At 73.2% G+C, this 14,613-nt stretch carries 14 protein-coding genes; 8 read left to right on the plus strand and 6 right to left on the minus strand.

Annotated elements, in window-relative coordinates; genetic code table 11:
* Positions 1-147: 147 nt before the first annotated feature.
* On the minus strand, positions 148-1,764 hold the full coding sequence (locus ACZ45Q_RS24675) for an alpha/beta hydrolase (RefSeq protein WP_468265053.1): 1,617 nt from the start codon (positions 1,762-1,764) through the stop codon (positions 148-150).
* A gap of 274 nt (positions 1,765-2,038) precedes the next feature.
* On the opposite strand from ACZ45Q_RS24675, the gene ACZ45Q_RS24680 reads away from it, so the two are divergent.
* Complete coding sequence (locus ACZ45Q_RS24680; protein WP_468265055.1) at positions 2,039-2,746, plus strand: chaplin; 708 nt, start codon at positions 2,039-2,041, stop codon at positions 2,744-2,746.
* A 199-nt stretch (positions 2,747-2,945) separates the two neighbouring features.
* Here the strand turns inward: ACZ45Q_RS24680 and ACZ45Q_RS24685 are convergent, their stop codons facing one another.
* Both ACZ45Q_RS24685 and ACZ45Q_RS24690 read right to left on the minus strand, forming a co-directional pair.
* A complete protein-coding gene (locus ACZ45Q_RS24685; RefSeq protein WP_468265057.1) occupies positions 2,946-3,431 on the minus strand; it encodes a nucleoside deaminase in 486 nt (161 codons plus the stop codon).
* 133 nt (positions 3,432-3,564) lie between these two features.
* Positions 3,565-4,005: an SPW repeat protein gene (locus ACZ45Q_RS24690; protein WP_468265059.1), complete on the minus strand. Its 441-nt coding sequence runs from the start codon at positions 4,003-4,005 to the stop codon at positions 3,565-3,567.
* Between the two features lie 297 nt (positions 4,006-4,302).
* Between ACZ45Q_RS24690 and ACZ45Q_RS24695 the strand changes: the two genes are divergently transcribed.
* On the plus strand, positions 4,303-4,470 hold the full coding sequence (locus ACZ45Q_RS24695) for a hypothetical protein (RefSeq protein WP_468265061.1): 168 nt from the start codon (positions 4,303-4,305) through the stop codon (positions 4,468-4,470).
* Between the two features lie 95 nt (positions 4,471-4,565).
* Here ACZ45Q_RS24695 and ACZ45Q_RS24700 read toward each other — a convergent pair whose 3' ends face one another.
* Complete coding sequence (locus tag ACZ45Q_RS24700; RefSeq protein WP_468265063.1) at positions 4,566-5,621, minus strand: acyl-CoA dehydrogenase family protein; 1,056 nt, start codon at positions 5,619-5,621, stop codon at positions 4,566-4,568.
* A gap of 450 nt (positions 5,622-6,071) precedes the next feature.
* Here ACZ45Q_RS24700 and ACZ45Q_RS24705 point away from each other — a divergent pair, with 450 nt between their 5' ends.
* The 3 genes from ACZ45Q_RS24705 to ACZ45Q_RS24715 all read left to right on the plus strand — a co-directional run bounded on the left by ACZ45Q_RS24705 (position 6,072) and on the right by ACZ45Q_RS24715 (position 8,981).
* The gene (locus tag ACZ45Q_RS24705) at positions 6,072-6,962 is read left to right on the plus strand and encodes a glycoside hydrolase family 19 protein (RefSeq protein WP_468265064.1); all 891 of its coding nucleotides are present in this window, start codon (positions 6,072-6,074) and stop codon (positions 6,960-6,962) included.
* Positions 6,963-7,456: 494 nt separating this feature from the next.
* Positions 7,457-7,852 (plus strand): VOC family protein, encoded by a 396-nt coding sequence (locus ACZ45Q_RS24710; RefSeq protein WP_468265066.1) that lies wholly within the window; start codon positions 7,457-7,459, stop codon positions 7,850-7,852.
* Positions 7,853-7,901: 49 nt separating this feature from the next.
* The gene (locus ACZ45Q_RS24715; protein ID WP_468265068.1) at positions 7,902-8,981 is read left to right on the plus strand and encodes an adenosine deaminase; all 1,080 of its coding nucleotides are present in this window, start codon (positions 7,902-7,904) and stop codon (positions 8,979-8,981) included.
* Here ACZ45Q_RS24715 and ACZ45Q_RS24720 read toward each other — a convergent pair.
* Together ACZ45Q_RS24720 and ACZ45Q_RS24725 are read right to left on the minus strand one after the other, a co-directional pair.
* Positions 8,963-9,496: a mycothiol transferase gene (locus ACZ45Q_RS24720; RefSeq protein WP_468265070.1), complete on the minus strand. Its 534-nt coding sequence runs from the start codon at positions 9,494-9,496 to the stop codon at positions 8,963-8,965. The genes ACZ45Q_RS24715 and ACZ45Q_RS24720 overlap by 19 nt on opposite strands.
* A gap of 25 nt (positions 9,497-9,521) precedes the next feature.
* The gene (locus ACZ45Q_RS24725) at positions 9,522-10,406 is read right to left on the minus strand and encodes a LysR family transcriptional regulator (RefSeq protein ID WP_468265072.1); all 885 of its coding nucleotides are present in this window, start codon (positions 10,404-10,406) and stop codon (positions 9,522-9,524) included.
* Positions 10,407-10,552: 146 nt separating this feature from the next.
* Here ACZ45Q_RS24725 and mgrA point away from each other — a divergent pair, with 146 nt between their 5' ends.
* The 3 genes from mgrA to ACZ45Q_RS24740 all read left to right on the plus strand — a co-directional run bounded on the left by mgrA (position 10,553) and on the right by ACZ45Q_RS24740 (position 14,612).
* Positions 10,553-11,545 (plus strand): L-glyceraldehyde 3-phosphate reductase, encoded by a 993-nt coding sequence (gene mgrA, locus ACZ45Q_RS24730; RefSeq protein WP_468265074.1) that lies wholly within the window; start codon positions 10,553-10,555, stop codon positions 11,543-11,545.
* 262 nt (positions 11,546-11,807) lie between these two features.
* Positions 11,808-12,218: a hypothetical protein gene (locus ACZ45Q_RS24735; protein WP_468265076.1), complete on the plus strand. Its 411-nt coding sequence runs from the start codon at positions 11,808-11,810 to the stop codon at positions 12,216-12,218.
* A gap of 54 nt (positions 12,219-12,272) precedes the next feature.
* Positions 12,273-14,612, plus strand: coding sequence for an FHA domain-containing protein (locus ACZ45Q_RS24740; RefSeq protein WP_468265078.1), 2,340 nt, complete (start codon positions 12,273-12,275; stop codon positions 14,610-14,612).
* Position 14,613 lies beyond the last annotated feature (1 nt).

Below are 14,613 nucleotides of genomic sequence, written 5' to 3' on the forward strand. Positions count from 1 at the left end.
AGCACGATAGGTCCGATGGGCGTATCAGGCATTCGGAGTAATCAGTGCATACCGAGCAATCTGCTTAATTGGTACTTCCGAGGCGGTTCTGGTCTGTGCTTTCCGGGCCCCGGCGCAGCGCGCGGGGCGGCCGCCCCGGTCGTCGGCTCAGGAGTCCTCGTCCGTCTCTCCCGCGGCGTCCTGGGAGCCGCAGGAGCTGCCGTGGGGCGGCAGCGAGCCGTGCAGCAGGAAGTCGTCGACCTTGCGGTGCACGCACTCGGAGGAGGCGTAGCCGGTGTGGCCCTCGCCCTTGTTGTCCAGCACCACGGCGGACGGACCCAGCCGCTCGGCCGTCTCCACCGTCCAGCGGTACGGCGTCGCCGGGTCCCCGCGCGTGCCGACCAGCAGCATTTTCGGGGTGTCCAGGTCCTTGACCTCGTCGCGGAGGAAGTCGGTGCCCTTGGGGCGGCCGTAGCACATCAGCACCTGGGTGAGCCGGTACCGGCCGAAGACCGGCGAGGCCTCCTCGTACCGCTCGCGCAGCCGGCCGAGGGAGCGGGTGACCTGCTCGGCGGTGGGGCGGTCCGGGTCGTCGGCGCAGTTGATCGCCATCAGCGCCGCGGGGAGGTTGTCCAGCGGGACGTCCTCGGGGTCGGTGAGGCCGCCGGACGGCCCCCGGCGGACCGGGAAGGTGACACCGCCGGAGACGAAGCCCTCCAGGCCGCGCGTGTCGCCGTCCTCCACGAGCTGCGCCAGGGCCCGGGACAGGGCGGGCCACAGCTCCCGGCTGTACAGCGCCTGCCCGACGGCGGCCACCAGGTCCTGACCGGAGAACGGTTCCCCGAAGGCGCTCGGCACCGGGTCCTCGTCCAGCGATCCGACCAGCTGGACGATCTGCCGCCGGGCGTCGCGGGCGTCCTGGCCGAAGGGGCAGGCGATGTCCTCGGCGCACCAGGTGAGGAAGTTCTCCAGCGCCCGCTGCTGCCCCTGCGCACCGGCCAGGCCCTGTTCGGTCAGCGGTTCGGTCAGGGTGTCCACGCCGTCCAGCACCACCCGGCCCACCTTGTCGGGGAACTGGGCGGCGTAGACCGCGCCGAGCCGGGTGCCGTAGGAGAAGCCGAGGTAGTTCAGCCTGTCGTCGCCGAGCGCCGCGCGCATCACGTCCATGTCGCGGGAGGCGTTGACCGTGCCTATGTGGGGCAGGACGGGGCCGGAGTGCTCGGCGCAGTCGGCGGCGGCGTTCCGCAGCTGCCGCAGGACGTCCTTCGGGTCGCGCAGGTTCTCGTCCCCGTCGGTCGCCTCCATGATCTCGACGGAGCCGGGGCCGCAGCTGACGGGGGAGGACCGGCCGACGCCGCGCGGGTCGAAGCTCACCACGTCGTAGCCGTTGGTGAGGTGCATGAAGTCCTTGCCGCCGGCGGCCAGTTCGCTGACGCCCGAGCCGCCGGGGCCGCCGAAGTTCAGCAGGACCGAGCCCTTGGAGTCGCCGGTCGCCCGGTAGCGGGCGAGCGCCAGGTCGAGCGTGCCCGCGCCGGGGCGGGCGTAGTCGAGCGGCACGGTGACCTTTCCGCACTGGAGGTCGTCGGGGGCGTCCAGGCCGTCGCACGCCGACCAGCGGATCTTCTGATCGTAGAACCGGGCCAGACCGGGCGCTCCGCCGTCGTCCGCCGCCACGGGCTGCGCCGCCACGGGCAGTGCGGTGGCGAGCAGTACCAGCCCGAGCATCCCGACGACCGTACGGCGCCGGACCGCGGCCCTGGGCCCTGTCGACAGCTTGACCAGCATCGATGCCTCCCGGGCGCCCCGTCGCGGACCGGAGGGCGGCGCCCTCGCCCACCATAAGCGGCACCCGGACGGCCCGCCTCCGGGCGGGCGGTCACCCCCGAGTGCCGCGTGCCCGGGGTACGGCCCGGCGTGGCGTCCGGCCTCTTTGCCGCTCGTTCGACAAACGGGCCACTCGATTGGGTGAAAGGCCGATAAGCCATAACTCGGATGGTGCGCCCGCGTTTTATCCGGTGCGGGTGAGTGCCCGCGACCAAGTCTGGAAGGCAGGGAACCTATGAGAAGGGTTACCCGATACGGTGCGCTCGCGGTCGCCGCCTCCGGTGCGATGGCCATGACGGTTCCGGGTGCGGCCTTCGCCTCCGACGGCGCCGCCGCCGACGGATCAGCGGCCGGCTCGCCCGGGGTGATCTCCGGCAACACCGTCCAGCTCCCGGTGCACGTCCCGGTGAACGTGTGCGGGAACACCGTGAACGTGGTCGGGCTCCTGAACCCCGCGACGGGCAACAGCTGCGCCAACACCGGCGGGGGCGAGCGGGCGAAGCAGAAGCAGGACGGTGGCTCCCGGGACGCCGGCCGGGGGTCGTCCGGTGGAGCCCGCGCCGAGGGGCGTGCGGCGGACTCGCCGGGCCTGGTGTCGGGCAACGGCGTCCAGCTGCCGGTCGAGCTGCCGGTCAACGTCACCGGCAACTCGGTGAACGTGGTGGGCATCGGCAACCCGGCGACGGGCAACGAGTCCGAGAACGGTCCGGGCGACCGTCCCGAGCGCCCGGACCGCCCCGCCGAGCCGGAGCCGGAGACCTCCGAGCCGCCGGCGGAGCGCGCCGAGCCCGGGCCGGCCCCGCAGGCCGCCCCGCCCCGGGCCACCTCGTCGCTGGCCGACACCGGGGCCGACGGACTGCTCCCCGCTGTGGCGGGCGGGGCCACGCTGCTCCTCGGCGGCGCCGTCCTCTACCGCCGCTTCCGTCCGGGCGCCGACACCTGACCCGGGCGGTCGGCGGTTCCCCTCACGAGCCGTCCGGCGTTCCGGCAGACACCGGGCCCTGGACGGACGCCGCCGGGGCAGGGCAGGCACCGAGGCCGGCAGGCGCCCGGGCCTGTAGGTGCCGCCGGAGCCTGGCGGGCATCGAGGCCGGCAGGCGCCCGGCGTGTCGGTGGAGCCGGGGCGTGGCGCGGCGTCGGCGTCACCCGTGTCCGCCGTGGAACCGGCGGTGCAGCGCGTGCACCTCCTCCACCAGCTCCGGCACGGGGCCGTCGACGGCCACGCCCGGCGCCACCTCCTGGATCGCCAGGGTCCGCACCGGCGGAGCGGGCACGCCCAGGTCGGCCAGCCAGGCCGACAACTGGTCGGACGAGGCGACGTACACGATGCGGCCGAGCCCCACCCAGGCGTGCGCGGCGGCGCACATCGGGCAGTGCTCGCCGGACGTGTACACCGTCGCGGCCGCCCGCTCCTGCGGTGTCATCCGGGCGGCCGCCCAGCGGGCCAGCGCGAACTCCGGGTGGCGGGTGCGGTCGCCGTCGGCCACCCGGTTGCGGTCCTCCGCCAGCACCGCGCCGTCCGCGCCCACCAGCACCGAGCCGAACGGCTCGTCCCCGGCCTCCAGTGCCTCGGCCGCCAGCTCCACGCACCGGCGCAGACGGGGCAGCTCGGCTTCCTTCACGACCATGGCGCGGGACCTGCCTTCCTCGTGAGTGATCTACGACCGATCACCCTACGGCGGCGGGCCTGGGGGCCGGACGGACCACAGGCCGGTCCGCGGGTGCGGATCGGCCTGCCTGCTGGTCCTTTCCTTCTCGGAACTACGGCTTGGGGGTGCTCTTCGCCGCCGTACCGGCGCAGACCATCCCGAGGACAAGGGCCAGCGCGCCGATGATGATGTTGTTCCACACGACGCCGGCATCCGGACTGCTGCCGACGATCCAGGGCGCGATGATCATCCACACGCCCATGGCGCACATGGCCCAGCTGAGGCCGTACATGCGCTCCGGGGCCCTGGTGAACCCGAGAGCCAGCAGCCCGATGGCGATGCCCACGATCAGGTTGTGGGTGGCGAGCGACGGCTGGCTCGTTGTGTAGTGGACTATCCACGGGGACACGGCACAGTACAGGCCGAGCAGGAACACCGGCCCGTCCACGAGTGCCACGTCACGGCCGCCCAGCATGCGGGCGTAGCGTGCCTGCATCTCCTGGGCGTCGGGGTGGGCCGAGATGTCCCCTCTGGGGTGCGAGACGTTGGCCATGAGTCGTCTCCTTATCGACTGGCAGAGCAGACCGCTTCTGTGCGGTATGCGGTAAGCGCCGCGTAGGTTCATTCTGCGCTTATTTGTCCCTTATGTGTAGGGGTGGCCGGGGAGAGGCCGGGCGGCCGGGGCGATCCGCCGCGGCCTGGACCCCCGGGCATCGGCGGCCGGTACATGACAGGAAAGATCCGGGGCAGGCGATTCGTACGCACGGAGTGCGTTCCCGTCGATCGTGACCGGTCGTGTCGACCGTCGTGGTCGTGTCGCTCGTTCGGTGTGGTGGAGGTGTGTGCCGCTATGGGCGCGAAGGTGTTGGAGCGGTTTCCCGCGGGGGCTCCGCGCGGTTCGTGGCCGGCGGAGGAGTACGCGGCGGCGCGGCGCGCCGAGGGCGAGCCAGCGACGGTCGTGATGGACCTGAAGTCGGACGCGTTCCTCGTGGTGGTGCCGGGGCGCGACGAGGAGTGAGACCGGCGCCGCCGGCCGAGACGAGGGGTGACACGGGCGTCGCCGGCCGAACCGGGCGGCGGGCCGAGAGCCGTGTGCGGTGCCGGCCCGGACGCTCAGGTCGCCCCCAGTGCGGCCAGATGGGCCTCGCGCACCGGTGCCGTCTGACCCTGCACCAGCAGGAACACGCCCTCACGGGCGAGGCGTTGGGCCGGGCTGTCCAGGCTCGTCGCACGGCCGCCCCCGGCGACGACCGCCGCGGTCGTCGCCGCGCGCATCAGGTCGTACGCCCGCGTCCGCACCGCCAGCCGCTCGTCCATGTGCTCGTGCGGGGCGGGGTGTTCGGCGAGTGCGTACGCCCGCTCCCGCGCCTCGTCCAGTCGGTCCCGCAGTGCGCGCGACGCCTCCCGGCCCCCCGGGGCGTCGGCCAGCAGCCGCAGCGCGGCGTATGCCACGCCGAAGACGGCCGGCGAGGTGTTGGTGCTGCGCGGGATGTCGACGCGCGCGAACTCCGCCTGAGGAATGCGCAGGGCGACGGAGTCCTCCGGCACCCACAGCCCGTCCAGGTCGAGCGAGACCGTACGGGCGGCCGTCAGCGCCGCCAGCCGCATCGGCGGTGACGCCCGCAGTCCCGGCTGCTCCCTCGCCTCGGTGAACGCGAACACCGCCTCGGCCGCCTCCGTGACGCCCGCGAGCAGCATCACGTCGTTCAGTCCCCAGCCGGTGTACCAGGGCACCGTGCCGTCGAAGCGCCAGCCGCCCCGCTCGGCCGTGGCCCGCACCGGGACCCGGGGGAAGGCGCGGAGGTGGGCGTACGCGATGCCGGACAGCAACTCGCCCGTCGCCAGGGGCCGCAGGAGCCGCTCGCGCACGGGCACGTCGCCCGCAGCCCTCGCCAGCATCCGCACGGGCGTGTGGTGCTGGGTCTGCACGAACCAGGTCGAGCAGCAGGCCCCGGCGAGGATCTCCTGGATCTCCCGCGCCACCGAGTCCGGTGCGCCCGCGCCACCGGACTCCTCGGGCGCGCTCACCCCGAGGATGCCGGACCGGCGGACGGCGTCCAGGTGGGAGACGGGGACACCTTCCTGGTCGACGCGCTGGGCGTGGGGGGCGAGGAGGTCGTCCGCGAGCCGGCGGGCGCGGGTGACGAGTGCGTGAGGCGTGGTGGTCATGAAGGGATTCTCGCGATCGCCGGGCCGCTCCGTGCCGGCCCCCTCCATGCCGGCTCCCCCCTCCATGCCGGCCTCCTGCACGCCGGCCCCCTCCGCGCCCTACCGCTCCGCGCCGAAGCGTCCCTCCCGCGCCGTACCGCTCCGCGCCGGCGCCCCTCCCGTGCCGTACCCCCTCCACGTCGGCCCGCTTCGGCGCAGCGGATCCCCGGCGCCGCGCCAGGTGTTTCGCACGGCGCCCGGCCGCTCGGCCCGCCAATCCGGCCGGTGGCTAGCTGAGTTGACTGGTCTAAACCCTTGACTGGTACAGACCAAAGCGGTTGAGTGTGCGTCCACACCCCCCACCACGGCCGCCCTCGCCGTGGCCGGTCCGGACCGGCACGTGCGTCCGAGGCTCCGCTCCGCCCTGCCCCGGTACGGGAGCGGCCGTGCCGCACGAAGGAGTTGATCCCTGTGTCGAGGCGCCGTCTGTCCGCCGCCGTGGCCGTGCTCGCCCTCGCGGGCGCCACGCCCGTCCTGCTGCCGGCCTCGCCGGCCGCCGCCGCCCCGTGCTCCAGCTACCCGAACTGGGTGGCCGGCAAGTCCTACGCCGCCGGTGACATCGTCCGCTACACCGACGGCAAGGCCTACATCGCCGAGCACGCCAACCCGGGCTACGACCCGACGATCAGCACCTGGTACTGGGAGCCGTACGCCTGTGACAACGGCTCCGGGACGCCCGTCGGCACCTTCGTGGTCACCGAGGCCCAGTTCAACCAGATGTTCCCCAACCGGAATTCGTTCTACAGCTACAGCGGCCTGACCGCCGCGCTGAAGGCCTACCCCGGCTTCGCCAACACCGGCAGCGACACCACCAGGAAGCAGGAGGCCGCCGCCTTCCTCGCCAACGTCAGCCACGAGACCGGCGGGCTGGTGCACATCGTCGAGCAGAACACCGCCAACTACCCGCACTACTGCGACTGGGGCCGGCCCTACGGCTGCCCGGCGGGCCAGGCCGCCTACTACGGGCGCGGCCCGATCCAGCTCAGCTGGAACTTCAACTACAAGGCCGCGGGCGACGCCCTCGGCATCGACCTGCTGAACAACCCCTGGCTGGTCCAGAACGACGCGGCCGTCGCCTGGAAGACGGCCCTGTGGTACTGGAACACCCAGTCCGGGCCCGGCACGATGACCCCGCACAACGCCATGGTCGGCGGCCACGGCTTCGGCCAGACGATCCGCTCGATCAACGGCTCCCTGGAGTGCGACGGCCGCAATCCGGGCCAGGTGCAGAGCCGGGTGAGCAAGTACCAGCAGTTCACGCAGATCCTCGGGGTCTCGCCGGGCGGCAACCTGTACTGCTGACGGGGCCCGCGCGCCCGCCGGTTCCCGGCCCCCGCCTCCCGGCCCCCGCCTCCCGGCCCCCGCCTCCCTGCCGGGCGCCGGGACCGGGGCCGGGGACTCGTGCCCCTCGTCCCGCTCCTGCCGCCCGTGCGGTGGCACCCGGCGGCAGGCGTACCGGGCCGCTGCCTTCGCGGGCGGTCCGGGGCCTTGCCCGCAAGCGGCCGGGGCCTTCCTCACGACAGCCGGGAGAACCGGGACGGCAGCCGGGAGAACCCCCCGGACGACAGCCGGGAAACCCTCCTGGCCCCGTGAGGAAGGCCCCGGCCGTCGTCGTCGGGTCCCGTCCCCGGCGGCCACCTCCACGCCACCGCCGGCCGGACCCGGGCGGCGGCGTCGGCCGGTCGGGGTTTGGCGTACGGCAGTTTTACGTATAACCTCTCCGGTCAACCGACCGGCCTCCGCGCCGTCGCCCGCCACCGCCTCCCGACGTCCGCCGCTCGCCCGAAAGGTCTTCGATGGCCCGCATCGCCCTGATCGCCCTCGTCGTCGACGACTACGACGAGGCGATCCGCTTCTACACCGAGGCGCTGGGCTTCCGCCTGGCCGAGGACGCGCCCCGGCCCGACGGCTCGCGCTGGGTCGTCGTCGAGCCGCCCGGGTCCGCGCCCGGTACCGCGCTGCTCCTCGCCCGGGCCAAGGGCGAGGCGCAGCGGGCCAGGGTCGGTGACCAGACCGGCGGACGCGTCGGTTTCTTCCTGTACACCGACGACTTCACCGGCGACCACGCCCGGATGACCTCCGCCGGCGTGACCTTCCTGGAGGAGCCCCGGCGCGAGCCGTACGGCACCGTCGCCGTCTTCCAGGACCTCTACGGCAACCGCTGGGACCTCCTCCAGCCCGCCGGCCCCTGACCAGCCCCCGTACATCCGCTCGAACCGACAGGCCGAGGAACACCGCACCATGTCATCTACGCGCATAGACACCGATGTCGTCCGCCGCCTCCCCAAGGCTGTGCTCCACGACCACCTCGACGGCGGCCTGCGTCCCGCCACCGTGGTGGAGCTGGCCGCCTCCGTCGGCCACACGCTGCCCACCACCGACCCCGACGAGCTGGCCGCCTGGTACTACGAGGCCGCCAACTCCGGCGACCTGGTGCGCTACATCGCCACCTTCGAGCACACCCTCGCCGTGATGCAGACCCGCGAGGGCCTGCTGCGCACGGCCGAGGAGTACGTCCTCGACCTCGCCGCCGACGGCGTCGTCTACGGCGAGGTCCGCTACGCCCCCGAGCTGATGCTCAAGGGCGGGCTGGCCCTGGCCGAGGTCGTGGAGACCGTGCAGGAGGGACTCGCCGCCGGCATGGCGAAGGCCGCGGCGGCCGGTACCCCCGTGCGCGTCGGCACCCTGCTGTGCGGCATGCGGATGTTCGACCGCACCAAGGAGACCGCCGACCTGGCCGTGGCCTTCCGGGACGCCGGAGTGGTCGGGTTCGACATCGCCGGTGCCGAGGACGGCTTCCCGCCCGCCGACCACCTCGCCGCCTTCGAGTACCTGCGCCGCGAGAACGTGCCGTTCACCATCCACGCCGGCGAGGCCCACGGCCTGCCCAGCATCCACCAGGCGCTCCAGGTGTGCGGCGCTCAGCGCATCGGCCACGGCGTGCGGATCACCGACGACATCCCCGACCTGGCCGGCGGCAAGCTGGGCCGGCTGGCCGGCTGGGTGCGCGACCGCCGCATCGCGCTGGAGATGTGCCCGACGTCCAACCTCCAGACGGGCGCCGCCACCTCCATCGCCGAGCACCCGATCACCGCGCTGAAGGACCTCGGCTTCCGCGTCACCGTCAACACCGACAACCGTCTGGTCTCCGGCACGACCATGACCCGCGAGATGTCCCTGCTGGTGGAGCAGGCGGGCTGGAGCCTGGAGGACCTGCGCACAGTGACGGTGAACGCCGTCAAGAGCGCCTTCATCCCGTTCGACGAGCGCACCGCGCTGATCCGGGACGTGGTCCTGCCGGGCTACGACGCGGCGCTCTGAAGCAGCCCGCGCACATAGGCGGCCTGTCCGACGTGCTGGAGATCGTCGGACAGGACGCTGATCAGCCGCACGCCCAGGGTGACCGGCGGGTCCCAGTTCTCGTCCACGATCCGCTCCAGGTCCTTGGCGGCCACGGAGCGCAGGGCGCCCAGCGTCTGCTCGTGCACGGCGTCGTAGTAGCCGGTCAGCAGGTCCGCCGAGTCCACCCGCACCTTGCCGACCTGCGCGGAGCCGTGCCCGTACCCGGTGTCGTGGCGGGGCAGGCCCAGCGCGAAGCGCTCCGCCCAGCCCTCGCTCTCCCCGGTGCCCCCGGTGAGCCACACCTGCTCCAGGCCGAAGGCGTCCGCGATGTGGTCGTCCTGGACCCGGGTGAGGTGCCAGACCAGCCAGGCCACGGAGTTGGCGCCGCCGGCCGGACGGGCGTTCAGGTCGTCGGGGCCGAGCCCCTCGACGGCGGCGTGGACCTCTTCCCGGATGCGGCCGTAGCCCTCGATGAGGATGTCCTTTGCAAGCATGCGTCCACCATGGCGCATCCGGCGCTCAGGCGCCGCCCGTGTCCAGCAGACCCATCAGCGCCTGCGCCGCCGGACTGGTGGCCTGCGGGGACGGCAGCAGGGCGATGGTCTCGTACTCCGTGCCGCCCGGGTCCTTCAGCGGCAGCGCGGTCAGGGACGCCCGCTTGTGCCGGAAGTGCCGGGGCACGACGGCGATGCCGAGGTTCTCGTCCACCAGGTCCAGCAGCCCGTGCACGTCGTTGACCTCCAGGGCGACCGTCCGCCGCACGCCCGCCGCCGCGAACGCCGCGTCGGTGACCCGGCGCGGGCCCCAGTCCGGGTGGAAGTCCACGAAGACCTCCTCGGCGAGGTCCGGCGGGCTCAGCACGGCGGAGCCGTCCGCCAGCGGGTGGCCGGGGTGGCACAGCACCGTCATCGGCTCGCTGTTGAGCGAGGCCGAGCGGAGCTGGTCCGGGTCCGCCTGCGTCCGGTAGGCGAACGCGAGGTCCAGCCGCCCGGCCGCGACCTCCTCCGCGAGCTCCCCGGACCCCGCCTGCCGCAGCCGGATCTCCACGTCCGGATGGCGCTGCCGGAACGCCGCGAGCAGCCGGGCCACGGGCACCCCGGCGATGCACTGCTCGGTGCCCAGCGACAGCGTGCCCCGCAGCACCCCCTGCACGGCGGCGACCGCCTCGTGCGCCGCCCGCACCTGCGCCAGGACGCGCCGGGCCTCGCCCAGCAGCGCCCGCCCGGCCTCGGTCAGCGTCACCCGCCGGGTGGTCCGCACGAACAGCGGGGTCCCCAGCTCCCGCTCCAGCGCCCGGATGGACGCCGACAGACCGGACTGGGAGACCAGCAGCCGCTCCGCCGCGCGGGTGAAGTGCTGGTCCTCGGCGACCGCCACGAAGTGCCGCAGATGGCGCAGTTCCATGATTGAGCAGCCTAGTCGCTGATTGAGCAGCCTAGTCGCTCAATCCCATCGGATCCTTCTGTTGGACCACTGCCCGCAGGCCGCGACAGAGTGGACCCGGTCCGACAACAGCCCGTACCTCGGGTGCCAACCCCTCTGGAGTCGCGTTGTACACCGCTCACCCCGACCGCTACGCGGACATGCCCTACCGGCGCACCGGACGCAGTGGCCTGAAGCTTCCCGCGCTCTCGCTCGGCCTGTGGCACAACTTCGGACCGGACCGGCCGGTCGAGACCCAGCGCGCCATACTGCGCCGCGCCTTCGACCTCGGCGTGACCCACTTCGACCTGGCCAACAACTACGGTCCGCCGCCCGGCGCCGCCGAGTCCGCCCTCGGCGCGGCCCTGGCCTCCGACTTCGCCCGCCACCGCGACGAGCTGGTGATCTCCACCAAGGCCGGCTATCTGATGTGGCCCGGTCCGTACGGCGAGTGGGGTTCGCGCAAGTACCTGCTGTCCTCGCTCGACCAGAGCCTGAAGCGCATGGGCCTGGACTACGTCGACGTCTTCTACTCGCACCGCCCCGACCCGGAGACTCCGCTGGAGGAGACGATGGGCGCCCTGCACTCGGCGGTGCAGCAGGGCAAGGCTCTGTACGTCGGCGTCTCCAACTACTCCGCGGAGCAGACCCGCGAGGCCGCCCGCATCCTCGCCGACCTGGGGACCCCGCTGTTGATCCACCAGCCGCGCTACTCGATGCTGGACCGCCGCCCCGAGGACGAGGGCCTGCTCGACGCCCTGGACGAGCTCCAGGTCGGCTCCATCGCCTACTCCCCGCTGGAGCAGGGGCTGCTGACCGCCCGCTACCTCGACGGCATCCCCGAGGACTCGCGCGCGGCGAGCGACAGCCCCTTCCTGAACTCCGACGCGGTGACCGGGGAACTGGTGGAGCGGCTGCGCGCCCTGGACGAGATCGCCAAGGCGCGGGGCCAGTCGCTGGCGCAGATGGCGCTGGCCTGGGTGCTGCGCGGCGGCCGGGTGACCTCCGCCCTGGTCGGCGCGAGCAGCCCGCAGCAGCTGGAGGACAGCGTCGCGGCCACTCGCGATCTGGACTTCGACGCCGGCGAGCTGGAGCGCATCGACGCGATCGTCCGGAGGTAGCGGGGCGATGATCTTCCCTGGTCGCCGGCGGCCCCGCCGAGGGGACCGCCGGCGACCGGGGGCTCGTCGCGTTTCGGCCAACGGCGGCCGTGAATATGCCAGGAGAGTGGCCGGAAACTCGTGGTGACTCTGTTTCAGCGGTCAACATACTCGTCTGCTAGGGCGTCTCACACCATGCGACGGCGTCCTCACGCACCGCACATGATCCGCACGGCCGCCCGTCCGGACCGGCCGGTGGGCCGAGCGACGGGGGAGGGGACCAGTGCACGACGAGTTCCTGTGCCATGTCACCGCGTACGGCGTCTGCGACGGACGGCGCATCGGCGTACCGCTGGGAACCTACCGTGCCCCCACCCTCGCCCTCGCCCTGTGGTGGCTGCGCGACCGGGCCTCCTGGATCGCCGAGCGCCTCGACCCGCGGCCGGACGCCCCGCACCTGCCCTCCGGCGCGCTGACCGAGGTCGCCGCCTCCGTGCCCGACGTGCCGGCCGTGCTGCGGGCCTGGTGCGCCGACGACGTACGGCAGGAACAGGTGGCCGACGAGCTGGCCGCGGGGCGGCTGGTGCGCATCGCCACCAGCGACGACACCACCGAGTACGAACTGCTCGCCGAGTCCGTGGACGCCCTGCGCATGCAGCGCGCGGCGCCACCGCTGCTGGTGCCCGTGGGCTGAGCCCGGCGTCCCGAGCACCAGGCACACATCTGGGCTAATCGGTAGAATTCAGGCATGGCTGAGCGGCCGGGCGCCCCGACCGCGCCCGAACTCGTCCTGGAGACCGACACCGGCTCCACGGTGATGAGTCCGAGCCGCGACTACCACGTCGGGCGCGACCCGTTGAGCGACGTCGTCCTCGACGACGACCGGGTCTCGTGGCACCACGCGGTGCTGCGGCCCGAGGACGGCCACTGGACGCTCCGCGACGAGCACAGCACCAACGGCACCTACGCCGACGGCGACCGGATCGACGCCCGGGACGTCGGCCCCGGCAGCGTCATCCGGTTCGGCAGCCCGGCGGACGGCCCCCGCGTGGTGCTCCTCGGCCGCCCCGCCCCGGCGGCTCCCGAGCGCCCGTCGGTCGTCTCGCACCCCGCGCTGACCTCCACCTACCGGCAGCCCACGAGCGTGCGTCCGCTGCCCGCCCGCACGGTCCGCATCGGCCGGGCCGCCGACAACGACCTCGTCGTCGACGACCTCATCGTCTCCCGGTACCACGCCGAACTGCGCTCGCGGCCCGACGGGACGTACGAGATCGCCGACCTCGGCAGTCACAACGGCACCTACCTCAACGGCCTGCGCGTCACCACCGCGGCGATCGGCCCCGGCGACGTGGTCGGCATCGGCCACTCGGACTTCTGCCTCGTCGGCGACATGCTCCAGGAGTACGTCGACACCGGCGAGGTCTCCCTCGACGTGCAGGACCTCAGGGTCGCCGTCGAACGCGGGCGCAGGACGCTGCTGGAGGACGTGTCCTTCCCGGTGCGGGAGGACTGCCTGCTCGCCGTCGTCGGACCGAGCGGCGCCGGCAAGTCGACCCTGCTGAACGCCCTCACCGGCCAGCGGCCCGCCGACCACGGCACCGTCCTCTACGACGGCCGCGACCTCTACCACGACTACGCCGAACTGCGGCAGCGCATCGGACTCGTCCCGCAGGACGACATCCTGCACCCCCAGCTGACCGTCCGCCGCGCCCTGTCCTACGCCGCCGAACTGCGCTTCCCGCAGGACACCGCCAAGCCAGAGCGGCAGGCCCGGGTCGAGGAGGTGATGCGCGAACTGGGTCTGGACCAGCGCGCCGACCAGCCCGTGCACAGCCTGTCCGGCGGACAGCGCAAACGGGTCAGCGTCGCCCTGGAACTGCTGACCAAGCCGTCGCTGCTCTTCCTCGACGAACCGACCTCCGGCCTCGACCCCGGCATGGACCGGTCGGTGATGCACATGCTGCGCGGCCTCGCCGACGACGGCCACACCGTCGTCGTGGTCACGCACAGCGTGCTCAGCCTCGACGTCTGCGACCGGCTCCTCGTCCTCGCACCCGGCGGCAAGGTGGCCTACTACGGGCCGCCGGACGAGGCGCTGCCCTTCTTCGGCTTCGCGCAGTGGCCCGAGGCCTTCGAGGCCTTCGAACGGGACCGCGAGCGGGACTGGGCGGGCCGGTTCGCCGACTCGCCGCTGTACCACCGCTACGTCCGCGACACCGCGCAGCCCCGGCAGCCGCGGTCCGGACCGGTCGTCATCACCGCGCCGCCCCGGCCCCGCAGCAGGACCGCCCAGCTCGGCACGCTGGTGCGCCGGTACGCCGCCGCGCTGAGCGCCGACCGCACCTTCCTCGCCATCATGGTCGCCCTGCCGTTCGTGATGGGCGCGATGGCCCGCGCGCTGGCCGGCGGCCGGCTCACCCAGGACACGGCGATGAACGCGCTGCTGATCCTGTGCGTCGGCGGCGTGCTCACCGGCGCGGCCAACGCGGTCCGGGAACTGGTCAAGGAACGGGTGATCTACCAGCGGGAACGGGCGGTGGGCCTGTCCAGATCGGCGTACCTCATGTCCAAGGTCGTCGTCCTGGGCGCGATCACCGTCGTCCAGGCGGTGGTGCTGACCCTGGTCGCCCTCCTCGGCGTGGACCTCGGGGCGCCGGGCGGGACAGGGGTGTTCCTGCCACCGCTCGTGGAGATCACCGTGGCCGTCGCCCTGCTGGCGTTCACCGCGATGATGCTCGGGCTGCTCGTCTCCGCGCTGGTCCGCAAGGAGGAGGTGACGATGCCGCTGCTGGTGCTGCTCGCCATCGTCCAGGTCGTCTTCTGCGGCGCCCTGCTCGGACTGGACGGCGTGCCCGGCCTCGAGCAGCTGGCGTGGCTGGTCCCGGCCCGCTGGGCGTTCGCGGCGATGGCCGGCACGATCGGCCTCGGCCGCATCGTGCCCGGCGAACGGACCGCCGACCCGCTGTTCGAGCACGCGGCGGGCGTCTGGCTGCTCGACATCGGCATGCTCGTCGTGCTCAGCGTCGTCTTCGGCTTCGTCGTCTCCCGGCTGCTGCGCCGCCACGAGCCCGTCGTCATGCGGAAGTAGG

The organism is Streptomyces sp. NPDC031049, from assembly GCF_055571015.1.